Source organism: Roseateles sp. So40a, assembly GCF_048081605.1.
In the GTDB taxonomy this organism is placed as follows: Bacteria; Pseudomonadota; Gammaproteobacteria; order Burkholderiales; family Burkholderiaceae_C; genus Roseateles.
Window position 1 is genome coordinate 1,776,942 of the sequence record NZ_CP182288.1, and the last position, 22,944, is coordinate 1,799,885.

Consider the following 22,944-nt stretch of genomic DNA (forward strand, 5'->3'; position numbering starts at 1 on the left):
TGAGAGATTTGAAAGGCGACGCCCTGAGAAGGGCGCCGCGATGTGATGAGCGCAGTAGCCCCCCGCCCCAAGATCGTGAAGCGCGCCGTGCATGGCGTGCTGATGCTGGACAAGCCGCTTGGCCTGACCAGCAATGACGCATTGCAGAAGGTCAAGCGCCTGCTGCGCGCGGAGAAGGCCGGCCATACCGGCACGCTGGATCCGCTGGCCACCGGGCTGCTGCCACTGACCTTCGGGGCGGCGACCAAGTTCAGCCAGGTCTCGCTGGAAGCCGACAAGGCCTATCGCGCCACGCTGCGGCTGGGCATCACGACGACCACCGGCGACGGCGAGGGCGAGATCCTGGAGCAGCGCGACGACGTCGCCAGGTCGCTGGACCTGGCCGCGATCCGCGCCGCCTGCGAGGCCTTCCGTGGCGAGATCTCGCAGCTGCCGCCGATGTACTCGGCGCTCAAGCATCAGGGCCGCGCGCTGTATGAGCTCGCCCGCGAGGGTGTGGTCGTCGAGCGCCAGCCGCGCGTCGTCACGATTCACGCGCTGGACATCGTCGAGTGGCACGCTGAGGAGCTGCTGCTGGTGATCGACGTGCGCTGCACGAAGGGCACCTACATCCGCACGCTGGGCGAGGACATCGGCGAGCGGCTGGGCTGCGGCGCGCACCTGGCCGGACTGCGCCGCACGGCCAGCGGGCCGGTGTCGATCGCGCAGGCGGTCACGCTCGAGCAGATCGAGGCGCTGGACGACGAGGCGCGCCTGTCGCTGCTGACCGCGCCCGACAGCCTGCTGGGCGAATGGCCCGAGGTCGAGCTGAGCAACGACGAGGCCGGCCGCTTCCTGTCGGGCATGCGCCGCCGCGTCGCGCTGCCGGACATGCCGCAGGCCCGTGTCTATGGCCAGATGCCGCGCGCGTTCCTGGGCAGCGCCCATGTGGCGGGAGGCGAGCTGATCGCCGACCGGCTGCTGAGCCCCACGGAAATCGCCTCCATGCTGATGCAGGCCGCCTGAGCCGGCATCGCCCCAACAAGATCCGAGACATCCCCGAGTTCCCGACTTCCTCCATCTCCGAGAAAGCCCTCCAAGCGAAAGCCGCCCCATGAGCAAGCAAATCCGCAACATCGCCATCATCGCCCACGTCGACCATGGCAAGACCACCATGGTGGACCAGCTCCTTCGCCAGAGCGGCACCTTCGCCGACCACGAGAAGGTCGTCGACACGGTGATGGACAACAACGCCATCGAACGCGAACGGGGCATCACCATCCTGGCCAAGAACTGCGCGGTCAGCTGGAAGGGCACCCACATCAACATCGTCGACACCCCGGGACACGCGGACTTCGGCGGTGAGGTCGAGCGCGCGCTGTCGATGGTCGACGGCGTGGTGCTGCTGATCGACGCCCAGGAAGGCCCGATGCCGCAGACCCGCTTCGTGACGAAGAAGGCGCTGGCCCTGGGCCTCAAGCCCATCGTCGTCGTGAACAAGGTCGACAAGCCGGGCGCCAAGCCCGACGCCGTCATCAACGCCGCCTTCGACCTGTTTGACAAGCTGGGCGCCACCGACGAGCAGCTGGACTTCCCCGTCGTGTACGCCTCGGGCATCAATGGCTGGTCGTCGCTGGAAGAGGGCGAGCCGGGCGCGAAGTGGGGCGAGGACATGTCCGCCCTGTTCGACACCGTGCTCAAGCACGTGCCGTCGCAAAGCGGTGACCCGGCTGCCCCGCTGCAGCTGCAGATCTCGGCGCTGGACTTCTCGACCTTCGTCGGCCGCATCGGCGTGGGCCGCATCAGCCAGGGCACGATCAAGCCGTCGATGGACGTGGTCGTGATGGAAGGTCCGGACGGCAAGACCACCAAGGGCCGCATCAACCAGGTGCTGACCTTCCAGGGTCTGGACCGCATGCAGACCAATGAAGCTGGCCCCGGCGACATCGTGCTGATCAACGGCATCGAGGACATCGGCATCGGCGTGACGGTCACCAGCCCGACCAACCCGACCCCGCTGCCGATGCTGAAGGTCGACGAGCCGACGCTGACGATGAACTTCTGCGTCAACACGTCGCCGCTGGCCGGCCGTGAAGGCAAGTACGTCACCAGCCGCCAGATCTGGGACCGCCTGCAGAAGGAACTGCAGCACAACGTCGCGCTGCGCGTCAGCGAGACCGGCGAGGACGGCATCTTCGAAGTGATGGGCCGTGGTGAACTGCACCTGACCATCCTGCTGGAGAACATGCGCCGTGAAGGCTACGAGCTGGCCGTGTCCAAGCCGCGCGTGGTGTTCCAGACCATCAACGGCGAGAAGTGCGAGCCGATCGAGCTGGTCACCGCCGACGTGGAAGAAACCCACCAGGGCGGCGTCATGCAGGCCCTGGGCGAGCGCAAGGGCGAGCTGGTCAACATGGAGCCGGACGGCCGCGGCCGTGTCCGTCTCGAGTACCGCATCCCGGCCCGCGGCCTGATCGGTTTCTCGAACGAGTTCCTGAACCTGACGCGCGGTTCGGGCCTGATCTCCAACATCTTCGACGGCTACGAGCCGCACAAGGGCGACATCGCCAGCCGCAAGAACGGCGTGCTGATCTCGATGGACGCCGGTGAGATCTTTACCTACGCGCTGGGCAAGCTGGACGACCGCGGCCGCATGTTCGTCAAGCCGAACGATCCGGTCTACGAAGGCATGATCGTCGGCATCCACAACCGCGACAACGACCTGATCGTCAACGCGACCCGCACCAAGCAACTGACCAACTTCCGCGTCAGCGGCAAGGAAGACGCGATCAAGGTGACGCCCCCGATCGAGCTGACGCTGGAATACGGCGTCGAGTTCATCGAGGACGACGAGCTGGTCGAGATCACCCCGAAGTCGGTGCGTCTGCGCAAGCGTCACCTGTCGGAAAACGAGCGCAAACGCGCGCTGCGCAGCTGAGCTGCGCAGCGCGCGCAAGCGCGGGTCCGTGAGCTCCCCCAAGCCCCCTCCGAGAGGGGGCTCCAGTCAGAACTGGAAGGCCCCCTTGGGGCCGAAACGCCCGGCGCACTGCGACGGGCGTTTTGCTTTGGGCATGAAAAAAGCGACCCGAGGGTCGCTTTCGTTCGGAGCGGTGAGGCTCAGCGTTGGGTCTTGCGGCGACGCACGCCGATCAGGCCCAGGATGGCCACCGAGGCCAGGGCCAGCGAGGCCGGCTCCGGCACATTGCCGTTGTTCGAGCCGCCACCGGTCTTGGTGCTCGACACCGAGTACAGCTTGACGAAGTCATAGCCGGCGTACGAGCTGCCGAGACCGCGCGTGAGGCCGGACTGGCTGCCATCCGCGCCCGTCGGCGAACCGCCCAGCTGCGAGTTGTAGGCCGTCACGATCCACCAGCTCGAGCTGACACTCGTGTTCAGGTTCAGCTGGTTCGCCGTGCCGACATCCGCATAGCTGTTCACCAGCGACCAGCCATTGGCGGACTTCAGGTTCGCGGCCGTCTTGCCCGTGATCGTGTTGGCGACGTTCACGCCGCTCGTCGATCCGGTGTAGGCCAGCACGGTGATGTCGCTGTCGTAATCGGCCCATCCCAGCTTCAGCTGGGTCAGGTTCACGGCCGTGTCGAACTTCAGGAGGATCAGGTCCTGATAGCCGTAGTTGTCCATCGAGTGCTGAGGCGATCCGGTGTCGTTGGCGGGCGCCTGCACGCCGTAGCCGCCGCCGCTGTAGAACGCCAGCGTGCTCTGCGCGAAGGCGCCGGTGCCCGTGTACACGCCGCTACCGTTCTGGGTGATCTGCGCCGAGTAGGCCGAGAAGCTCACGTTCGGCGCCGCATCGCCCGTTTCCGCGCAGCTGCTGCCGTTGACGCAGGCCTGGCTGGCCGTCCACGTCGACAGCGCATGCGCGCTCATCGGCAGCATGGAGGCCAGGGCCAGGGCGGCCATCCCAATCAGGCGTTGTTGAACTTTTTGCACAGTGTTCCCCTCGGTGCCCCGACGGTTGTCGGAGTTTCAGATTCGGTCGGAGCCTTTAAAGCAAGGCCTGGGCCAGCCTCATGTTTTCGTTACGGCACAAGCACTTGTCGGTAAAAGCGTCTGCCATTGGAGAAGGAATGTAAGTTTTTCTGACACGCGCCGGAACCCCTCACCGGAGGGGCGCCGGGCCCTCAGCGCAGCGTCTGGCTCAGAAAGAGCGCGTCCTTGTGACTTTCGAACGCCGTGCTGCGCAGCGCCGCGTCCAGTTCCTCCTTCGCCTCGGCCTTGCGGCCGGCCTTGGCCAAGGCGGCGGCAAGGTGATAACGAATGTCGGGGCTGTTGGGCTCGCGCAGCCGCGCGTCGCGCAGCAGCTGCAAGGCTCGGTCGGCATTGCCGGACAGGTGGTACGCCCAGCCTGCGGTGTCGATGACCGCCACGTTGCGCGGGTCCTTGGCCAGGGCGCGCTCGGCGACCACGGCGGCCGCGGCCGGTTCACCCTGGCGGATCATCGTGCTGGCCAGGTTGTTGAGCGCCTCGACGTCGTCGGCGCGCAGCTTGAGCGCCGTCTCGAAGCTGCGGCGCGCGGCGGGGAAGGCCCCGGTGCGGGCCTGCGCGTCGCCCAGCGCCTTCCAGGCCGCCAGGTCCGAGGGATGGGTCTTGAGCCAGCGTTCGCCCAGGTCCTGCGCGGCCTTGCCGGCGGGATCCTGCTGGCTCAGCGCGCGCATCAGCGCGAGCAGGCTGCCGCTGGTGGGCTGGACCTCATGCGCCTTGCGCAGCGCCTCCAGCACCTGCGCCGGCTGCCGGCGGGCCTGCGCGACGTCGGCCAGCAAGGTGTAGCCGATCGCCGCCTGCGGACGCAGCTGGATGACCTGCCGGGCCTGCTTCTCGGCCAACGCCGGGTTGCCCTGCTGCAGCGCCACCGTCGAGGACAGCCCGAGCGCCGCCAGGTGCCGCGGCGCGGACTGCAGCGCCTTGTCCAGGCTGTAGGCCGCGCCGGCGAGGTCGCGCGCGTCGAGCTGCAGCGCCGCGATCTGCGCCAGCGGATCGGCGCCGAAGCCCGAGCGCCGCGCCGCGTTGGTCAGCGTGATCCGCGCGCCGTTGGTGTCGCGGTTGGCCAGCTGCGCCTGGGCGTAGGCGATCATCGCCTGCGGGTCCTCCGGGGTCTTGGCGAGCAGGCGCTTGGCGGCCTCCTGCGCCGGTCCGGGCTGCCCCTGGCGCAGTTGCCAGGCCACGAGCGCCAGATCGGCTCGCGTGTTGCGCGCGCTGCTCACGTCGGCGGCCCTGGTCAGCCAGCGCGCCACCTCGGCCGTCTGGCCGCGCGCCTCGCTCAGCAGGGCCATCTCGTAGAGCGCATCGGCGTTCTTCTCGTCGGCCTTGATCAGCGCGTCCAGGCGGGCCTGGGCGGCGTCGAACTTGCGCTCGGAGATGTCGATCCGCGTCACGCCCAGCTGCGCTTCCACCAGTCCCTTGTCGAACTGGCCGGCCTTCTCATAGGCCTCGCGCGCGCCCGGCAGGTTGCCGGCGGCACGGCGCGCCAGGCCCAGCTGCATCCACATCGTGGGATTGCCGGGCGCCTGCTTGACGAGCTTGTCCGCGGTCGCGACCGCCTTGGCGGCCTGTCCATTGCGCAGGTAGAGCGACACCAGCGCCATGCCGGCGTAGCTCTGGCGCGGGTCGCGCTGGAAGGCTTTTTCCAGTTCGCCGACGGCGTCGCCGGACTGGCCGCTGCGCAGCAGCGACAGGCCCAGCGCGGTGCGGAACTCGGGGGCGTCCTTGGCCTTCAGCGCCTCCTGCATCAGCGCGGCGGCCCGCGCGTGGCGGCCCTGCGCCATCTGCAGCGTGGCCATCATGACCAGCGCCTGGCCGTCGCCCGGATAGGCCTTGAGGTAGCTGTCCAGCACCTCGGCCGCGCGATCCAGGTTGGGTTCGGCGACGTAGACCTGGGCCAGCAGCTTGGACAGCGGGCTGTTGGGCGTCTGCCGCTGGGCGTATTCGAGGTAGGGCTTGGCCTTCTCCATCTGACCCAGGCCGAAGTGCGCCAGGCCGTTGAGCATCAGCGCCTGCGGCCGGTAGCGGATGAACTCGATCGGGACCGGGTCCAGCTCGTCGGTGACGGCCTTGAGCGCCTTGCGGGCGCTGGCGGCGTCGCCTCGGCGCTCGGCCAGCACGGCGGTCAGGTAGAGCGCGCGCGGCTCGGTCGGTGCCAGCTTGAGCGCGGCCTGCGCCTGCGCCAGCGCGTCGGCGTCGCGGTTGAGGTCGATCAGCAGCCCGGCGCGCGCGAGTTGCGCCTCCAGATAGCGCGGATCGGCGGCGAGGGCCTGGTCGTAGCCCTTGAGCGCTTCCTCGGCGCGGCCCTGCACGTGCGGCACGGTGGCGCGCTGGTAGAGCGCCTCGGCGTTGCCGGGCGCGAGTTGCAGGCCGCGTTCCGCCGCGGCCGTCGCCTGATCGAACTGCCGCGCGCGCACGCGCAGCGGCACCTCGGCCAGCCACGCATCGGCGTTGTCGGGCGGGATGGCCCGCGCCAGCTCGATCTGTGCCTGCGCGCGCGTCGGGTCGCCCAGGTCGGACGCGGCGCCCGCGCGCACCAGCAGCAACTGCTTGCGCACGGGGTCGGGCAGGCCCTCGGGGACCAGCGCGGGCTGCTTGAAGACCTCGGCCTGCTTGCCCTGCGCGACCAGCGCCTGGGCCAGCGGGACGGCGACCTCGGCGCGGTTGATGCCCTGCGAGAGCGCCTCGTTGAACTCGATCTCGGCGGCTGCGGCCTCGCTGCGCATCAGCAGCGCCTTGCCCAGCAGCACGTGCACGGTGAGCATGCGCGCGTCCTGCTGCAGCGCGTTCTTGAGCTGGATGACGGCGCCGTCGATGTCCTGACGCTCGAAGCGCTTGAGCGCGTCCTCGTAATAACGCGAGGCCTTCGCGCTGTCCGCGTGCGCGCCCGCGGCGCTCAGCGCGAGCAGGGCCGCCGCGGCGGGCAGACGCCAGCCGGTGCCAAGAATGCTCATCTCCGTCCCCCCGGACCGTTGTTCTATCGGCGCTGATGGGCGCCGATGGGCGCCGCTTACTTGCGGTAGTTGTCGAAGCTCAGCGGCAGATCGGGTAGCGCCTTGCGCAGCGCGCCCTGCGCGGCCTGCAGGTCGTCGAGCGACTTGCCGGTGATGCGCACGATGTCGCCCTCGATCTGGGCCTGCACCTTGAGCTTGCTCTCCTTGATCGCGCCGACGACCTTCTTGGCCTCGGCCGATTCCAGCCCGTTCTTGATCTTGTAGACCTGCTTGACGCGGTCGCCGCCGAGCTTCTCGATCTTGTCCTGCTTGTCGACGAAGCCGAGCACGACGCCCTGCTTGGTCAGCTTCGAATAGAGCACGGCCTCGATCTGCTCGAGCTGGAACTCGGCATCGCCGGTGGCGTGGACTTCCTTTTCCTTGTCCTTCCACTCGATGGCGGCGCTGGTGCCCTTGAAATCGAAGCGGGTGGCGATTTCCTTGGCGCTGGCGTCCACGCTGTTGCGGACCTTCACCATGTCGGGTTCGAGGACGGTGTCAAAGCTGGGCATGTGCGTACATCTCTTTCAGAGGAGCGAAGACCCGGAAGAGGACCTTCGAGGGATATGGGCGAGAATTCTAGCCATGCAGTCTCCCGCCATCCCCCCCTCGACCGAGCGACGCGAAGGCGTCGTCGTCGAGCACGACGTCAACCTCAAGCCCTACAACACCTTCGGCCTGCCGGCCACGGCACGCCGGCTGGTGCGCATCCGCGAGGAACTGGACGTGCGCCGCGTGGTCGACCACCCCGAACTGGGCCGCGCGCCGAAGTTCGTGCTGGGCGGCGGTTCGAACCTCGTGCTGACGCGCGACGTGGACGCGGTGGTGCTCAAGATGGAGATCCCGGGCCTGCGCGTCGAGGAACGCGAGGACTGCTGGATCGTCGAGGCCGGTGCCGGCGTGCCCTGGCACGAGGCGGTCGCCGGGTCGCTGGCGCACGGGGTGCCGGGGCTGGAGAACCTGGCGCTGATCCCGGGCACCGTCGGTGCGGCGCCGGTGCAGAACATCGGCGCGTATGGCGTCGAGTTGAAGGACCGGCTGGAGAACGTCGATGTGGTCGACCTGACGACGGGGCGCCGCGTGACGCTGCCGGCGGAGGTGTGCCGCTTCGGGTATCGCGACAGCGTGTTCAAGCAGACGGGTTACGGCGGGCTGGCCGGCAAGAGCGTGATCACGAAGGTGCGCCTGCGCTGCCCCAAGCCGTGGCAACCGCAGCTGGGTTATCTGGATATCGAGCGCAAGATGGCCGAGACGGGGATCGCGACGCCGGATGCGAAGCAGGTGTTCGACTGGATCTGCGAGATCCGTCGGGCGAAGCTGCCGGACCCGGCGCGCATCGGCAACGCGGGCAGCTTTTTCAAGAACCCGGTGGTGAGCGCGGAGCAGTGCCGCGACATCATCACGCGCGATCCGCACATCGTGCATTACCCGATGGCGGATGGCAGCTTCAAGCTGGCGGCCGGCTGGTTGATCGACGCGTGCGGCTGGAAGGGCAAGAGCGTGGGCGGCGCGGCGGTCTACGAGAAGCAGGCGCTGGTGCTGGTGAACCGCGGGGAGGCGCGAGGCGCCGAGGTGGTCACGCTGGCGCGCGCGATCCAGGAAAGCGTCTACGGCCGCTTCGGCATCCGGCTGGAGCCGGAGCCGGTGGTGGTGTGAGATCGCATCGGGAGCCAGTCTCTATTCACGGGGTCACACCCCACACGCTGAGGTAGTGACGTTTCATGGCAGCGAAGGGTCGATCGGACGCGGCCATGTTCCGCACACGTTGCAGCAGATCGGGCAGTTCCGGATGATCTGTTGGCAGTGACTTCAGCGCGCGGACCATCGTGTGCAGGTCGTCGTAATGCTGCCATCGCAGGCGGAGCAGTTCGGAGCGGTTGAGGCCCAACACGGTCTGCGCTGCCTGCGCGGCATTCCTGGCGCGGACAGATCGACCCCGTGCGACGAGTCGAACCTCCCGGGCCTTGTCATCCGCTTCCCAACTGAACAGCCTTTGCGGCTCGTCGAGGTAAGGATCGGGCAAGTGCGCACCTTCGCTGCGGAAACGCTGCTTCAGGGCCTTCGAGGTTGATGTCGCTGGGTCGGGGCAAAGTGTTGCGGCCAAGGCATCGAGCGCGGGTCCAGAGGGTAATGCTGCCGGCATCGAAGGACCAGCAACGCGAGGACCGGACACCGGAAACTGGTTGCCCTTGTAGTTCTGGTTGCAGATCTGGCAACTGAAGTTGTAGTTGTCCATCGAGTAGGCCAACCACCAGTACAAATCCTTGGGGCGAAAGTGCTCGACATCGCCGTGGGCCACGACCGCGGTGTCGGCTTCGCAGTAAGCGCACTTGTTGGCGGATTCGCGCTTCAAGATCTCCTTGCTGCCGGACCAGCGCTGACGTGCCTTGGGCTTGAAGTCGACCTTGCCGGTGCCATCGGCGTAAAAGTGCTCGGTCAGCTGCCGCAACATCGTCTGCAAGCGCTTGCCAGAGTAGCGGCCCAAGCTGGCGGTGTCCTTGCTTCGATGAAGTTCAATCATTGGCAGCGCTCCGACCGGGCGCCTTCACGCTCGGAGATTTCCGGGCAGTCGTCTTCGCGGCCACCTTCTTCGCGGCCTGCGTCTTGGCCTTCACCGTTTGCGCGGCAACGGAGGCTGTCTTGACTGCGGCTGCGGCCGCGGTGGGTTTTCGCTTCGGTGTCGAAGACTTCTTGCCGCCGGCGCCCGATGCGCCGTCCAGGGCTGCCTTGATGTCCTGCAGCAGCGCGAGCTTCTCGCGCTCGTGCGGGGTGACCGCGGTGCGGTCCGGAACCTCCTGGAGAAGCTTCGCCTGCTCGCTGAGCGCCCTGCGTGTCGGAGCCGACAGGCTCTTGCGATCGCTGCGCAGTGTCCTCGCGGCCTTGCGTGCGTCCTCCACGGCGAGCGAGTCCATCGAGTCGAGTCCGAACATCGGGCTCATCAGCAACTGATGGAGCATCATGAATCTCGGCTCACCAACGAAAGGAATAAGGGTGGGGCGCTGCTTGGGGCCCTCGCGGCGGATCACGAAGAGCTCCCCCTTGCCGCTCTGCTGAGCGGTCAGCGCCGAGTGCGTGGTGGCGATGAACTGGAAGTTTGGCAGCATGGCAGACAGGAACTCCATGAGCTGCCGTTGCCAGACGGGGTGCAGATGAAGATCGATCTCGTCGATCAGCAACACGCCCGCTGCATCGAGCGGGTTCTTGCGGGAGGGGTAGGCCTGGGTCAGGCGATAGAGCAAGTCGCCGCACCACGCCGCCATGTTCTGATAGCCGTCCGAGAGTTGCGCCAGGGGAATGTCGCCATCGACCGTTGCGAACATGAGATCGCCCAGGCGACGATCGATGCGCGTGAACGACATTTCCGGGAGCAATTGGTCGAGCGCGCTCCGGATGGTCTTCAGCGCCGTCGTGCCCCGCTGGTAATGCAGATCCATCGCCCAGCGTTGCAGGGAGACCAGACTGAATCCAGGCGTGAACATCGATGCGAGTCCGCCGGCTCGACCGGCCTTCGGCGCCTTGTCCGAAGGAAGAAGGCTCGTAGAGGCATCGGCGGGGCGACGGGACACGCCATAGCCCAGCACGACGGCGTCATGTCCGACGGCTTCCGCAGCCTTGTCGATGATCGCCAAGGTTTGCGCGTTGCGCGCCAGGATGTCGTGAAGCTTGTCGCCCCGGTGAATCTCCAGCGAGATCCGCTGTGACTCGCCCTTTCGAGTGGTGATCGCGCCGTCGATGCGGCAGGATTTCGCATCGTTCCGAATCCAGCTGTCCGGGTTCTCAAGCAATGTCGCCAAGCCTTCGGTACCGGCCAGGAGCAGTCCGATGGCCTTGAGTACCGAGCTTTTCCCGCAGCCGTTCTCGCCCAGCAAGAGTGTCCACCGACGATTGCTTCCGTCACCGGACGTCAGATCGATCTCAAGGGATTCCATCGAACGCACGTTGGTCAGTGCGATGCTGGACAAGTACATGTGGCGGCTCTCCATCGGGCGTCGAAGGCTTTTCCTCGGACGCATTGCAAGGAACGAATGTTAGCGGTGCTAACAGCTGTTCCCGGAGAAGACTCGACCCTTGGTCAGCGAAGTCGATCGTGCTTTGACTTACGCGGCCTCGGGCCGGATCGTCTGCGACGCCATCGCCTGCAGGCAGGCGCGCAGCGTCTCCAGCTCCACCGGCTTGGCGAGGAAGGCGGAGATGCCCGCCTCGTCGGCCCGCTGGCGCGACTCCTCGAAGGCATCGGCGGAGAAGGCCACGATCGGCAGGCTGCCGCGCGGCGCGGGCAGCTCGCGCATCAACCGCGTCGCCTCGAAACCGTCCATCTGCGGCGTGTGCAGATCCATCAGCACCACGTCGAAGGGGTGCTGCCGCAACGCGTGCAGCGCCTGCAGGCCGTTCTCGCACAGCGTGGCGTGGTGGCCCAGCCGCTCCAGCATCGCCTCGATGACGATGCGGTTGGTCGGGTTGTCCTCGCTGACCAGCACGCGCAGGCCGGTGACCGGCGGCACGGCCGCGGCGGCGAGTCCGGCCTTGTCCTGCGAGGCGGCGGCAGTCGCTGTCGTTGCGTCCGCGGCATTCATCGCGTTCATCGCGGTCGACGCCGGCGAAGCGACTGACGCCGGCCTCCCCAGCGGCAGGTCCGCGCCGGCCCGCAGCGGCATCGTCAGCGTGAAGCGCGCGCCCTGGCCGGGTGCGCTCGCCACGTGGATGTCGCCGCCCATCGCGCGCGCCAGCCGCCGAGAGATCTCCAGCCCCAGGCCCGCGCCGCCGTGTCTGCGCGACGTACTCGCGTCGCCCTGGCTGAAGCGCTGGAAGAGCCGCGCCTGCGTCTCGGCGTCGATGCCCGGGCCGGTGTCGCTGACCTCCACCAGCAGCAGGTCCTCGCCCAGCGCGCCCACGCCGCGGCGCATCTGGCAGCCGACCTGGCCGCGGTCGCAGAACTTGAGCGCGTTGCTCAACAGGTTCAGCAGGATCTGGCGCAGCCGCGTCGGGTCGGCCAGCACCCAGCCGGGCACGTCGTCGTCGATGCCGAAATGCAGCGCCAGACGCTTGGCCGCCGCCTGCGGCCGGCTCAGCGCCTCGAGCTCCCGCATCAGCGCCCCGGGCTGCAGCGGCTCCGGCGCGATCGACAGGCCGCCCGCTTCCATGCGCGTCACGTCCAGGATGTCGCCCAGCACGGCCAGCAGGTGACGCGCGCAGTCGTTGGCGGCCTTGTGCTGCTCCTGCTGCGCGGCGGTCAGCGGCGCCTCCTTGATCAGGCCCAGCATGCCCAGCAGGCCCTGCAGCGGCGTGCGCAGCTCATGGCTCATGTTGGCCAGGAACACCGTCTTGGCGCGGTTGGCCGCGTCGGCCTCGCGCTGGGCCTCGTTGAGCCGCGCGGCCAGCGCCTTCTGCTTGTCGCCGTAGCGCTCCAGGCCGCGGAACTGCCGATAGATGACGGCCGCGAACAGCAGCGTCATCGCCGACAGCGCCGCCGTCAGCCCCAGACTCACGCGGCTCTGGCTGCGGATGATCTCGTTGCGGTGGGTGACGGACTCGGCCACGTGATGCGTGGAGGTCAGCGAGAGCTCGCGGATCGGGTCGGCCAGCGGCTCCATCCGCGCGATCACCTCGGGCAGACGCTCGGGATGCTCGCGGATCAGCGCGCCGTTGAGTGGCAACGCGTCGGCCCAGCGCACGAAGTCCTGCGTGCGCGCGACGGTGCGCTGGTAATCGGGGTGGCGCGCCAGCACCTGCGCGGCGTGCTCGCTCTCCACGAGGTTGAGCCGGCTGACGAAGATCTCGTAGCGCTGGGCGACCTGGTCCGGGTCCACCGCGACGCTGGGACCGGCGGCCTGCTCGAGCGCCAGGCGCAGCTTGAGATATTCCGTCTCGAACTGGAACAGGCTCCAGACGAGGTAGTCGTCCTGGTAGCGGCGGGTGCCGTTGAGCGCCTCGTACTGACGCGCCTGCAACCACGCCACGCCGGCCATCGCCAGCACGAGCAGCAGGCCCATCGTGCCGATGACCAGGCGCCAGCGGCGTTGCTTCGCGGCAGCCTGGCGGGAGAGCGGGGCGGCGTCGCGCGGCATGCTCAGCGCAGCTCCAGATGCGTCAGCTGCCACGCGCTGCGGCCATAGAAGACGCTGTTGCGCAGCTCCGGCGCGCGGTCGAAGGGGTAGATCAGGAACAGCGGGCCCTTGTCGCGCACGGCCATGGGCTTGTCGTCCAGCAGCCGGGCGACGATGACGTCGTAGCGCTCGACATCCGCGACGGGCAGCGTGACGCGGTAGGCGTTGAGCGCGCGCGCCTCGATGGTGCGTCCCTGCGCGCCGGCCGCGGCCAGCACGTCGCGCAGCAGCGGACCGGTGAACTTGCGGGCCTGGGGATACCAGGGCGTCTGCGTGCTGAAGCTGACCTGCGGCAGCTTCTCCAGCATCGCCATGTCGAAGGCGGCGCGGCCGTCGCGGTTGGCGTTGCGCATCGCGCCGCCGACGGTCAGCACGACCGGGCCCTCGGGCGTCGCCAGCGGGGACGGCGCGGCCTCAGCGGGCGCGGCCAGCGCGCCGGTCAGGCTCGTCAGGCCCGTCGTCGTGAGGGCACAGGTCAGCAGGCCCCGCAGGGCGGTACGTCGCGCGATCAGCATGAACGAAAAGCAGACACGGCCCGATCACGCCTCGTCGCCCGCCGGTGGGTGGGCGATGGCCGCGCGGGCAGGGGCATTGGTGAAAGCCCGCATGCTACGCGCGGGCACCGGATGGAGCATGTCCCGAGTCACCCCAATAGCGGGGGCGAGTGACGTTTACGCCACAGTCCCCTGGCGAGAGGCCTGTCGCTGCCGAGACAAGGCCCGAGGCGCGGCCGGCAGAAGATCGGCCAAAACATCAGACAGGAGACAAACCCGATGCCGCGCGTGGTCACCCCTCGTCCCGAGAATGCCGATGTCCAGTATCGCCACTGGCCGGCCCGTCTGCCCCGTCACCTGGCGATCCCGCGGACCTCGCTCTGGTTCAACCTGGAGGTCGCCGCCACGCGTTATCCGGACAAGGCGGCCACGCAGTTCCTCGGCGCCACGCTCAGCTTCGGCGAGATGCGCCGGCAGGCCGAGGCGCTCGCGGGCTGGCTGCACGCGCAGGGTGTGCGCAAGGGCGACCGCGTCGCGCTGTTTCTGCAGAACTGTCCGCAGTATCTGATCGCCTTCTATGCGATCAACCGCGCCGACGCCGTCGTCGTGCCCGTCAACCCGATGAACCGCGAGGACGAGTTCGGCCATTACCTGACCGACCCCGAGACCAAGGTCGTCATCTGCAGCGGCGAGCTCTCCGGCATCGTGGCCAAGGCCGCGGCGAAGTTGCCCGAGGCCCAGCGCCCGCCGGCGATCCTCGTCACGCAGTACTGGCAGATGCTGCCCGCGGACGGCCCCGATCCGGCCTGCGATGCGCCCGAGCCGATGCGCGCCTGGCTGACCGCGCGCCACGAACTGCCGCCCGGCGCCACCGACTGGCGCGACGCGATCGCCGCGGACCTCGTGCCGGCCGCGCACACCGCGGGTCCGGATGACCTCGCGATGCTGCCCTACACCTCGGGCACGACCGGGCTGCCCAAGGGCTGCATGCACACCAACGCCACGCTGATGTCCAACAGCTGCGGCGGCTGCCAATGGGGCTACGCGAGCGCGGAATCGGTGGGGCTGGCCGTCGTGCCGATGTTCCACATCACCGGGACGCTCTACGGCGTGCTGGGGCCGGTGTTCATCGGCATGACGCTGGTGATCATGCCGCGCTGGGACCGCGAGCTGTGCGGCCGGTTGATCTCGAAGTACCAGGTCACGCACTGGACCTGCATCCCGACGATGATCATCGACCTCTTCGCCAGCCCCAACTACAAGTCCTTCGACCTGCGCAGCCTGCGCTACCTGAGCGGGGGCGGGGCAGCGATGCCCAAGGCGGTGGCCGAGCGGCTGCAGCAGGAATTCGGGCTGACCTTCGCCGAGGGCTACGGCCTGACCGAGACGGCCGCGCCCAGTCACGGCAATCCGCCCGAGCGCGCCAAGCTGCAATGCCTGGGCATTCCGATCTTCGGTGTCGACGCGCGCATCGTCGATCCGACCACGCTCGAGGAACTCCCCGTCGGCGAGGTCGGCGAGATCATCACGCACGGGCCGATGGTGTTCCAGGGTTATTGGCGTCAGGCCGAGGCCACCGACGCGGCGTTTGTCGAGCTCGACGGCAAGCGCTTCTTCCGCACCGGCGACCTGGGGCGCATGGACGACGAGGGCTACTTCTTCATCACCGATCGGCTCAAGCGGATGATCAACGCGAGCGGCTACAAGGTCTGGCCGTCGGAAGTGGAGATGCTGCTGTACCGCCATCCGGCGGTGCAGGAGGCCTGCATCATCGCGGCCAAGGACGCCTATCGCGGCGAGACCGTCAAGGCCGTGGTCGTGCTGCGCGCGGACGCCAAGGGCAAGACCACCGACAAGGACATCATCGACTGGTCCCACGAGCACATGGCCGCCTACAAGGCGCCGCGCATCGTGGAGTTCGTCGACGCGTTGCCCAAGTCGGGATCGGGCAAGGTCATGTGGCGCCTGCTGCAGGAGCAGGAAGCGAAGTGACGCTGAATGACCCCCTCTCCTGCGAAGCGGGAGAGGGCGGGGGTGAGGGCTCTCCGAAGGGCACCGTGCCCTCTCACGAGCCCTCACCCCAACCCCTCTCCCGCTCCGCAGGCGAGGGGAAGACCTAGAAGCGCGAGCCGGGCTGCTTCAGGAAGTCGATTTCTTCTGGCGTGCTGGCCCGGCCCAGGATCTCGTTGCGATGCGGGAATCGGCCGAATCGCGCGATCACGTCGCGGTGGCGGATCGCGTAGTCCAGCGCATCGGCCAGCCGGGCATCCTCGGCGGCAAGCGCCTCGAAGGTCGCCACGCTGCGGTCCTGCATCGCCAGGTCTTCCGCATGTTCCAGCGGCATCGCGACGAACCAGCGCTCCAGCGTGCCCAGCTCCTGCGCCCTCGGCAGCAGCGCCAGCGCGGCCTCCAACGCCAGCGCGTCGCCGGCGAAGGACTTGGGCGTGTCGCGATGGATGTTGCGCGTGAACTGGTCCAGCACCACGATGCGCGCCAGCGCGCCCCACGGGGTCGATTCCCACTCGCGCAGCCCGCCCGCCAGGGCCTGGTCGACCACCGCGCCGAAGCGCTCGCGCAACGCGGCGTCGAAGGCCGCGTCCTTCTTGAACCACTTCATCTGGACCTGGCCGTCCTGCGCGGACCCGGGCGCGCCGAACCACTCGTTGAGCACGCGCTGCGCCGCGGCGGGCGTCAACAGCCGCTGCCAGCGGGGATGCTCCGACAGCCAGTGCCGCACGTAGCTGCAGCCCGGCACGAGCTGCAGCGGAAACTCCGCCAGCCAGCGCGCCGCGGTCTCGACGAGCTGCGAGGCCAGGCCTTGCCCGCGCAACTGCGCCGGCACGCCGGTGTGGGTGATGATCAGCTGCTCGCCGTGGCGCTCATAGTCGAGCCGGCATTGCAGCCCGGGTTGCGGCTGGGCAAGAAAGCATCTCGCGTCGGGACGATGCTGGATGACGAAATTCACGCTGCGTCTCCACTCTGGGCCTCCCTGCCGAGTTGTCGCCACAAGTAGCTGAACTCGAGCGCTTGCAACTGCGCGCGCTGCTGGTTGTCCGCAGCGCCGCCATGGCCGCCCTCGATGTTTTCGTAATAGAAGCACGGCTGCCCCAACGCCGCCATGCGCGCCGCCATTTTCCTCGCGTGGCCCGGATGCACGCGGTCGTCGCGCGTCGACGTGGCGAAGAGCGCCCGCGGATACGCCACGCCGGCCTTCAGCTGCTGATAGGGGCTGTACGCGGCGATGTGCGCCCATTCGTCGGGCTCGTCGGGATCGCCGTACTCCGCGATCCACGACGCGCCGGCCAGCAGCAGGTGATAGCGCTTCATGTCCAGCAGCGGCACCTGGCACACGACCGCGCCGAAGAGCTCGGGCCGCTGCACCATGCACGCGCCCACGAGCAGCCCGCCATTGCTGCCGCCCATGATGCCGAGCCGACCGGGCCGGGTCAGGCCGTGCGCGACCAGGTCCTCGGCCACGGCGATGAAGTCGTCGAAGCTGCGCTGCTTGTGCTCGAGCGTCGCCGCCTGGTGCCAGCGCGGGCCGTACTCGCCGCCGCCGCGGATGTTGGCCACGACCAGCTGGCCGCCGCGGGCCAGCCACGCGCGGCCATTGCCGCCCGAGTACCACGGCTGCAGCGAGACCTCGAATCCGCCGTAGCCGTAGAGCAGCGTCGGCGTCTCGCGGCGTTCGGCCTCGGGCCGGGTGCGGCCGATGACGAAGTAGGGGACGCTCTCGCCGTCCGCGCTGGTGGCGAAGCGCTGCTCCACCGTCATCCCATGCGCGTCGAACTGCGCGCCGCGCTGCTTGAGCGTCTCGCGCGTGTCCACGCCCGCCTGCGCCAGGCACACGACGTCGGGCGTCAGGAAATCGCAGTAATGCAGCAGGTAGCGGTCGCCCAGCGGGTCCTGCGCGAGCTCCGGATCGTGCAGGCTCTGCACGCTCAGCGTGCCGGGGAAGGGCGCCTTGACCTGTCGCAGCGTCGGCGGCTTGTGCGACAGGTCCCACTCCTCGAGCCGGCTCGCCACGTGCTCGCTGACATTGAGCAGCAGGTGGTGCGCGGTGAGCGTGTAGTCCTCCAGCGAGCGGCCCGCCGTGGGCGAGAACATCACGCGGATGTGCCTGTCGTGACGCTCGTTTTTCCAGAACGCGGCTTCCTCCATCAGCAGCAGCGCGCCCGACGGATAGGTCGGCCCGTGCGGGATGTGCCAGTCGGTGCGCGGACGCAGCAGCATCCACGGCCCCTCCAGGTGCACGCTCATGTCGCTGGGCAGGTCGATGGGGACGAACTCGCCGTCCTTCCACAGGAAGCGCGACTCGTTGTAGAAGTCCAGCGCGCGGCTGAACACCACGCGCTCGAAACCCGGCGTGCGGTCCACCGAGGCCGAGACCGACACGTCCTCCTTCTCGCCCTCGAAGATCACCGGCGCGTCCGCCAGCGGCGTGCCGCGCGCCCAGCGCCGCACCTGGCGCGGGTAGCCCGATTCGGTCAGCGAGTCCGGCCCGAAATCGCTGCCCACGAGCAGCGTGTCCGCGTCCAGCCACTCGACGTCGCTCTTGGCCTCGGGCACGAAGAAGCCGTTCTCCGCGGCCGGGATGAAGCGCAGCTCGTGCAGGTCGAACTCGCGCAGCTCGGCCGCGTCGGCGCCGCCATCGGACAGCGACACGAGACAGCGCCGGTACTCGGGCGCGAGCGCGGTGGCGCCGTGGAAGACCCAGCTGCGGCCCTCGTCGCGGCCCAGCGCATCGAGGTCCAGCACCAGCCGCCACGGCGGCTCGGCCAGCTGGTATTCCTCCAGCGTGCAGCGCCGCCACAGGCCGCGCGGATGGGCCTCGTCCTGCCACAGGTTGTAGAACCAGTCGCCGCGCCGGGCGACATGCGGGATGCGGTCGCGCGCGTTGAGGATCTGCAGCAGCTCCTCGCGCACCGGCACGAATTCGGGCTCGGCCTGCAGCACCGCGAGCGTCTCGGCGTTGCGCTCGCGCACCCATTGCAGCGCGCGGTCGCCCTCGGCGCCCTCGAGCGCCTCCAGCCAGAGGAAGGGATCGTCCCCGGCGGCGGATGCGATGGATTCGTCGGTGGCGGGCGGCACGGGTTGCGGCACAACGGTCTCCTGGGCAATGACGGGGCGAGAGAGCAACTCCCGGTCCCGCTGTCGGGGGACGGGGAAGGGGCAGGGCTGGCGGCGGGGATAAGGGCTTTCTACCTTACTCCTGCCTCATGCCTCGCGTTCCTTCAGCAGCACCGGGGTGATCTCCACAGCGCCCTTCTCGGTGCTGACGTACGCCGTCCCGTCCTGGATGCTGACCTGCCACTGCATGCCGCGCTCGGCCAGCGCGGCCAGGGCCTGAGCCTGTTCCGCGGGGATCTGCCAGACCGCGAGCTTGGGCGTGCGCTGCAGCTTGTTCTGGATGCCGGTCCACCACACGGGGGTGCTGGACGCGTACCCGATGACGGTGACGCGATCGGCGCGGCCGTGGGCCTGGCGCAGCCGGCGTTCGTCGGGCTGGCCCAGCTCGATCCAGTGCACCACCTGGCCGGTCAGGTCCAGCTGCCACAGCGGCGGCTCGTCGACATCCGACAGGCCCTTGCTGAACTCCAGCTTGCCGTGCAGGTCGTCGGCGGGCACGTTCAGCGCGAAGGCCAGGATGCGCAGCATCATGCGCTCGTCGGTCTCGGAGGGGTGGCGGGCGACGGTCAACGAGTGCTCGCCGTAGACATGGCGGTCCATGTCCGAGAGTTGCAGCTGGGCTTTGTGGATGGTGGCCTTGAGCGCCATGGTCGGGGGGCCGCCTCGGGGCGGTCGTGTTCGGGTGGACGGCCCGCCGTGCGGGCTGCACGCGGGTCGGAAACGATCTGAAGCGGCGCATTATCCCGGTCGTGGCATCATCCCGACCCGCATGGCGGCCCGAGCGGACGCCCCATGAGAATCGCGGACCGCCCGGCCTGCCGGCCCCGGCCCGTACCGACGAGACAGCGCCCACCCGGCGCAATGACCTGAGAGACGACATGAACACGCTTCGCACCTCCCTCGCCGTGGCCGCGCTGCTGGCCTGCGGTCTGGCCTCCGCCCAGACGACCACCCCGGCCAAGCCCGCTGCCAAGCCGGCCGCCGCCGCGCCCGCCGCCACCAAGGGCGGCAAGGGCAAGCTGATGACCCGCGACGAGCTGCGCGCCTGCATGAACTCCAACACGGAGAACGAAGAGAAGGCCGCCGAGCTCGACAAGAAGAAGGCCGTGGTCCTGAAGGAGCGCGACGAGCTCAAGGCCGCCAAGGCCGACTCCGACAAGGCGGAAGCCGCCATGCAGGCCCAGAGCACCGCGCTCAAGACCGAGATCGACTCGGTCAAGGCCTTCGGTGCCGAGATCGAGGCCGGCGCCGCCAAGATGGAGAAGGCCGAGCTCAAGGCCAAGCAGGAGGAGTACCAGGCCCGCGCCAATGCCCTGCAGCCCAAGATCGACGCCTTCAACAAGGAGCGCAACGACCGCGTGGAGATGCACAAGGCCTTCAACGTGAAGGTCGAGGCGCACCAGAAGACCGCTGACGAGTTCAACGAGGCGGTCGAGGAGCTGAACGACAAGCGCAACGAGTGGAAGTTCAAGTGCGCCTCGCGCTCGTACGACGAGAAGGACGAGATCGCGATCAAGAAGGAAATGGAAAAGAAGTAATCCGCTTCTTCGTCCCTTTCGACGCCTCGGGAACGGCGCCGGCACCGCACACGGTCCGGCGCCGTTTCTACAATCGGCGCCGCTCGCGGCCGATGCCGCCTCGCCTGGAGTCTTGATGAGCGCCAATCCGCTGATGTCCGCCTGGACCGGCCCCTACGGGCTGCCCCCGTTCGACGCGATCCGCGCCGAGCATTTCGAACCGGCCTTCGAGGCCGCGCTGGCCGCGCACCGGGCCGAGCTCGACGCGATCGCCGCGTCCACCGCAGCCCCGAGCTTCGCCGACACCGTCGCCGCGCTGGACCGCGGCGGCCGCGCGCTGACCGCGCTGGAGCACCTGTTCTCGACGCTCAGCGCCTCGGCCAGCTCGCCCGAGCTGCAGGCCGTGCAGCGTCGCATGGCCGCGCCGCTGGCCGCGCATGCCAATGCGATCTACCTGAACGCGCAGCTGTTCGCGCGGCTGGAGCAGCTGCATGAGCAGCGCGCCGCGCTGGGCCTGACGCCCGAGCAGCGACGGCTGCTGGAGCGTCTGCACCTGGACTTCGTGCGCGCCGGCGCGCGGCTGCAGGGCGAGGCCCGCGCGCGCTACGCCGCGATCATGGAGCGCCTGGCCGATCTCAACACCCGCTTCGCCCAGAACGTGCTGGCCGACGAGAGCCGCTATCGCCTGGAACTGCGCAGCGAGGCCGAGCTGGCCGGTCTGCCCGGCTTCGTGCGGGCCGCCGCGCGCCAGGCCGCGCTGGATCGCGGCATCGGCGAGGAGGGCGTGCATGTGGTGACGCTGTCGCGCTCGCTGATCGTGCCCTTCCTGACCTTCAGCGAGCGCCGCGACCTGCGCGAGCAGGCCTGGCGCGCCTGGGTCGGCCGGGGCGACGACACCGGCGAGACCGACAACCGCGACATCGTGCGCGAGATGCTGACGCTGCGCCGCGAGCAGGCCGCGCTGCACGGCCATCGCAGCTACGCCGATTACGCGCTGGCCGACACGATGGCGGGCCGCCAGTCCGCGGTGCAGGCGCTGCTGGACCAGGTCTGGGAGCCGGCCAAGGCGGCGGCCGCGCGTGAGCGCGCGATGCTGGAGGAGGTCCGCGAGCAACTGGGCCATCAGCTGACGATCGAGGCCTGGGACTGGCGCTGGTACGCGGAGAAGGTCCGTCAGCAGCGTTTCCAGCTCGACGAGGCCGAGGTCAAGCCCTATTTCCCGCTGGACGCGATGGTGCAGGCGATGTTCGACTGCGCCCAGCGCCTGTACGGACTGCGCTTCGTGGCGCAGCCGCAGGTGGCGGGGTACCACCCCGACGTGAAGGTCTACGAGGTGCAGCGCGCGGACGGCACGGCGCGCGGCGTCTTCGTGCAGGACAACTTCGCGCGTCCGACCAAGCGCAGCGGCGCCTGGATGAACGCGCTGCGCTGGCAGGCGCGCAACGGCATCGACGCGCTGCCGATCATCCTGAACAACAACAACTTCGCCAAGGGCGCGCCGGGCGAGCCCACGCTGCTGTCCTTCGACGACGTGCGCACCCTGTTCCATGAATTCGGCCATGGCCTGCACGGGCTGTTGTCGGACGTGGAGTTCGAGCGGCTGTCGGGCACGCAGGTGCTGCGCGACTTCGTCGAGCTGCCCTCGCAGCTGATGGAGCACTGGATGGCCGAGCCGTCGGTGCTCAAGCAGCACGCGCGCCATTACCGCACCGGCGAGCCGCTGCCCGACGCGCTGCTGGCGCGGCTGAAGGCCGCGGCCACGTTCAACCAGGGCTATGAGACGGTGCGCTACACGGCGTCGGCGCTGGTGGACCTGGCGATCCACGCGGTGGAGGACGAGCAGGCGCCCGAGCCCGTCGGTTTCGAGCGCGAGACGCTGGAGCGCCTGGGCCTGCCGCCGGCGATCGGGCAGAACCATCGCCTGACGCATTTCCAGCATCTGTTCTCGGGCAGTTCGTACGCGGCGGGGTATTACGTCTACCTGTGGGCGGAGGTGCTGGACTGCGACGCCTTCGAGGCCTTCGTCGAGGCGGGCGATCCGTTCGACACCGCGACGGCGCAATCGGTGCTGGCCAACATCCTGGCCGTGGGCAACAGCAAGGAGCCCGGCGAGACCTACCGCGCCTTCCGCGGCCGGGACGCCCGCGTGGAGCCGATGCTCAAGGGGCGGGGGTTGATTCCGGCCTGACCGTCTCCGGGGGGCGTGCCGCCCGGATTCACCCCCAAAGGGGCCCCTCGTGGGCCCCTTGTTGTTTGGGGTTAACCCTGAACCGAAACCCCATTCATCGCCGCAGGCCGCAGTTCATCGCCTGCAAGTTCGTGTTGGTCGCAGCAGACTTTTGCTAGGGGTTAACCCCGGTGATCATTCGCCCCATGCCGCAAGAACAAGGACCGCGGCCCCTGGAGGACACGATGAACACCATTCGCTGCTACGACCGTTACACGACCCTGAAGCGCCTGATCACGGTGCTGGGCGTCGGCGCGGGCATCGCCGCCGGCCTGCTGCTGACGCTGCCCAGCCGGGCCGAACCGCAGCGTCTGCCCACCGTCGTGATCAACGGCAAATCCACGCAGACCCTGGCCGCCATGCGCGCCGCCGGCGAGCTGCACACGCTGCCGACCGTCGTCGTGACCGGCCGCCGGTCCGACGCGGGCCTGGACGGCGAACAGGTGGCCGCGCGATGAGCGAACACGACGCCATGTCCGGCATCCGGCTGTCCTGGCCGGC

The 22,944-nt window shown here is 68.8% G+C and carries 17 protein-coding genes; 7 read left to right on the forward strand and 10 right to left on the reverse strand.

Translation table 11 applies throughout. The features are described 5' to 3' along the window. Nucleotides 1-45 precede the first annotated feature (45 nt). On the forward strand, nt 46-1,005 hold the full coding sequence (truB, locus tag ACNI65_RS08205; protein ID WP_416762315.1) for a tRNA pseudouridine(55) synthase TruB: 960 nt from the start codon (nt 46-48) through the stop codon (nt 1,003-1,005). A gap of 88 nt (nt 1,006-1,093) precedes the next feature. Continuing rightward, nucleotides 1,094-2,917: a translational GTPase TypA gene (gene typA / locus ACNI65_RS08210; protein WP_416762317.1), complete on the forward strand. Its 1,824-nt coding sequence runs from the start codon at nt 1,094-1,096 to the stop codon at nt 2,915-2,917. 179 nt (nt 2,918-3,096) lie between these two features. Here the strand turns inward: typA and xdp1 are convergent, their stop codons facing one another. The 3 genes from xdp1 to ACNI65_RS08225 all read right to left on the reverse strand — a co-directional run bounded on the left by xdp1 (nt 3,097) and on the right by ACNI65_RS08225 (nt 7,483). Continuing rightward, on the reverse strand, nt 3,097-3,900 hold the full coding sequence (xdp1, locus tag ACNI65_RS08215; RefSeq protein ID WP_416762318.1) for an exosortase-dependent surface protein XDP1: 804 nt from the start codon (nt 3,898-3,900) through the stop codon (nt 3,097-3,099). A 221-nt stretch (nt 3,901-4,121) separates the two neighbouring features. Further along, complete coding sequence (gene prsT, locus ACNI65_RS08220) at nt 4,122-6,932, reverse strand: XrtA/PEP-CTERM system TPR-repeat protein PrsT (protein WP_416762320.1); 2,811 nt, start codon at nt 6,930-6,932, stop codon at nt 4,122-4,124. A 56-nt stretch (nt 6,933-6,988) separates the two neighbouring features. Further along, nucleotides 6,989-7,483 (reverse strand): YajQ family cyclic di-GMP-binding protein, encoded by a 495-nt coding sequence (locus ACNI65_RS08225; RefSeq protein WP_416762321.1) that lies wholly within the window; start codon nt 7,481-7,483, stop codon nt 6,989-6,991. 73 nt (nt 7,484-7,556) lie between these two features. On the opposite strand from ACNI65_RS08225, the gene murB reads away from it, so the two are divergent. Further along, the gene (gene murB / locus ACNI65_RS08230; RefSeq protein WP_416762323.1) at nt 7,557-8,627 is read left to right on the forward strand and encodes a UDP-N-acetylmuramate dehydrogenase; all 1,071 of its coding nucleotides are present in this window, start codon (nt 7,557-7,559) and stop codon (nt 8,625-8,627) included. Between the two features lie 25 nt (nt 8,628-8,652). On the opposite strand, the gene ACNI65_RS08235 is transcribed toward murB, so the two are convergent. The 4 genes from ACNI65_RS08235 to ACNI65_RS08250 all read right to left on the reverse strand — a co-directional run bounded on the left by ACNI65_RS08235 (nt 8,653) and on the right by ACNI65_RS08250 (nt 13,590). Continuing rightward, complete coding sequence (locus ACNI65_RS08235; protein ID WP_416762325.1) at nt 8,653-9,492, reverse strand: hypothetical protein; 840 nt, start codon at nt 9,490-9,492, stop codon at nt 8,653-8,655. Beyond that, nucleotides 9,485-10,939 (reverse strand): AAA family ATPase, encoded by a 1,455-nt coding sequence (locus ACNI65_RS08240; protein WP_416762326.1) that lies wholly within the window; start codon nt 10,937-10,939, stop codon nt 9,485-9,487. Before ACNI65_RS08240 ends, ACNI65_RS08235 begins: the two co-directional genes overlap by 8 nt. A gap of 129 nt (nt 10,940-11,068) precedes the next feature. Further along, nucleotides 11,069-13,036: an ATP-binding protein gene (locus ACNI65_RS08245; RefSeq protein WP_416762328.1), complete on the reverse strand. Its 1,968-nt coding sequence runs from the start codon at nt 13,034-13,036 to the stop codon at nt 11,069-11,071. A gap of 2 nt (nt 13,037-13,038) precedes the next feature. Next, a complete protein-coding gene (locus tag ACNI65_RS08250; protein ID WP_416762329.1) occupies nt 13,039-13,590 on the reverse strand; it encodes a hypothetical protein in 552 nt (183 codons plus the stop codon). Between the two features lie 258 nt (nt 13,591-13,848). Between ACNI65_RS08250 and ACNI65_RS08255 the strand changes: the two genes are divergently transcribed. Beyond that, nucleotides 13,849-15,561, forward strand: a complete 1,713-nt coding sequence (locus ACNI65_RS08255) for a long-chain fatty acid--CoA ligase (RefSeq protein ID WP_416762331.1) — start codon at nt 13,849-13,851, stop codon at nt 15,559-15,561. Between the two features lie 124 nt (nt 15,562-15,685). Here ACNI65_RS08255 and ACNI65_RS08260 read toward each other — a convergent pair whose 3' ends face one another. From ACNI65_RS08260 to ACNI65_RS08270, 3 genes are all read right to left on the reverse strand, one after another. Further along, nucleotides 15,686-16,534 carry a DUF924 family protein gene (locus ACNI65_RS08260; protein WP_416762332.1) on the reverse strand — a complete coding sequence of 283 codons (849 nt, stop codon included), beginning with the start codon at nt 16,532-16,534 and terminating at the stop codon, nt 15,686-15,688. After that, a complete protein-coding gene (locus tag ACNI65_RS08265; RefSeq protein WP_416762333.1) occupies nt 16,531-18,672 on the reverse strand; it encodes a prolyl oligopeptidase family serine peptidase in 2,142 nt (713 codons plus the stop codon). Before ACNI65_RS08265 ends, ACNI65_RS08260 begins: the two co-directional genes overlap by 4 nt. Before the next feature lie 114 nt (nt 18,673-18,786). Further along, nucleotides 18,787-19,347, reverse strand: a complete 561-nt coding sequence (locus ACNI65_RS08270; RefSeq protein WP_416762334.1) for a YaeQ family protein — start codon at nt 19,345-19,347, stop codon at nt 18,787-18,789. A 230-nt stretch (nt 19,348-19,577) separates the two neighbouring features. Between ACNI65_RS08270 and ACNI65_RS08275 the strand changes: the two genes are divergently transcribed. The 3 genes from ACNI65_RS08275 to ACNI65_RS08285 all read left to right on the forward strand — a co-directional run bounded on the left by ACNI65_RS08275 (nt 19,578) and on the right by ACNI65_RS08285 (nt 22,901). Next, nucleotides 19,578-20,237, forward strand: coding sequence for a hypothetical protein (locus ACNI65_RS08275; protein ID WP_416762335.1), 660 nt, complete (start codon nt 19,578-19,580; stop codon nt 20,235-20,237). Between the two features lie 115 nt (nt 20,238-20,352). After that, nucleotides 20,353-22,404: a M3 family metallopeptidase gene (locus ACNI65_RS08280; protein ID WP_416762336.1), complete on the forward strand. Its 2,052-nt coding sequence runs from the start codon at nt 20,353-20,355 to the stop codon at nt 22,402-22,404. 224 nt (nt 22,405-22,628) lie between these two features. Beyond that, nucleotides 22,629-22,901 (forward strand): hypothetical protein, encoded by a 273-nt coding sequence (locus ACNI65_RS08285; RefSeq protein ID WP_416762337.1) that lies wholly within the window; start codon nt 22,629-22,631, stop codon nt 22,899-22,901. Nucleotides 22,902-22,944: the final 43 nt, after the last annotated feature.

Coding starts and splice junctions, on each gene's coding strand:
- ACNI65_RS08235 (WP_416762325.1), bottom strand. CDS start 9,492: ATGATTGAACTTCATCGAAGCAAGGACACCGCCAGCTTGGGCCGCTAC.
- ACNI65_RS08280 (WP_416762336.1), top strand. CDS start 20,353: ATGAGCGCCAATCCGCTGATGTCCGCCTGGACCGGCCCCTACGGGCTG.
- murB (WP_416762323.1), top strand. CDS start 7,557: ATGCAGTCTCCCGCCATCCCCCCCTCGACCGAGCGACGCGAAGGCGTC.
- ACNI65_RS08250 (WP_416762329.1), bottom strand. CDS start 13,590: ATGCTGATCGCGCGACGTACCGCCCTGCGGGGCCTGCTGACCTGTGCC.
- ACNI65_RS08245 (WP_416762328.1), bottom strand. CDS start 13,036: ATGCCGCGCGACGCCGCCCCGCTCTCCCGCCAGGCTGCCGCGAAGCAA.
- typA (WP_416762317.1), top strand. CDS start 1,094: ATGAGCAAGCAAATCCGCAACATCGCCATCATCGCCCACGTCGACCAT.
- ACNI65_RS08275 (WP_416762335.1), top strand. CDS start 19,578: ATGAACACGCTTCGCACCTCCCTCGCCGTGGCCGCGCTGCTGGCCTGC.
- xdp1 (WP_416762318.1), bottom strand. CDS start 3,900: ATGGCCGCCCTGGCCCTGGCCTCCATGCTGCCGATGAGCGCGCATGCG.
- ACNI65_RS08225 (WP_416762321.1), bottom strand. CDS start 7,483: ATGCCCAGCTTTGACACCGTCCTCGAACCCGACATGGTGAAGGTCCGC.
- prsT (WP_416762320.1), bottom strand. CDS start 6,932: ATGAGCATTCTTGGCACCGGCTGGCGTCTGCCCGCCGCGGCGGCCCTG.
- ACNI65_RS08255 (WP_416762331.1), top strand. CDS start 13,849: ATGCCGCGCGTGGTCACCCCTCGTCCCGAGAATGCCGATGTCCAGTAT.
- truB (WP_416762315.1), top strand. CDS start 46: ATGAGCGCAGTAGCCCCCCGCCCCAAGATCGTGAAGCGCGCCGTGCAT.
- ACNI65_RS08240 (WP_416762326.1), bottom strand. CDS start 10,939: ATGTACTTGTCCAGCATCGCACTGACCAACGTGCGTTCGATGGAATCC.
- ACNI65_RS08270 (WP_416762334.1), bottom strand. CDS start 19,347: ATGGCGCTCAAGGCCACCATCCACAAAGCCCAGCTGCAACTCTCGGAC.
- ACNI65_RS08285 (WP_416762337.1), top strand. CDS start 22,629: ATGAACACCATTCGCTGCTACGACCGTTACACGACCCTGAAGCGCCTG.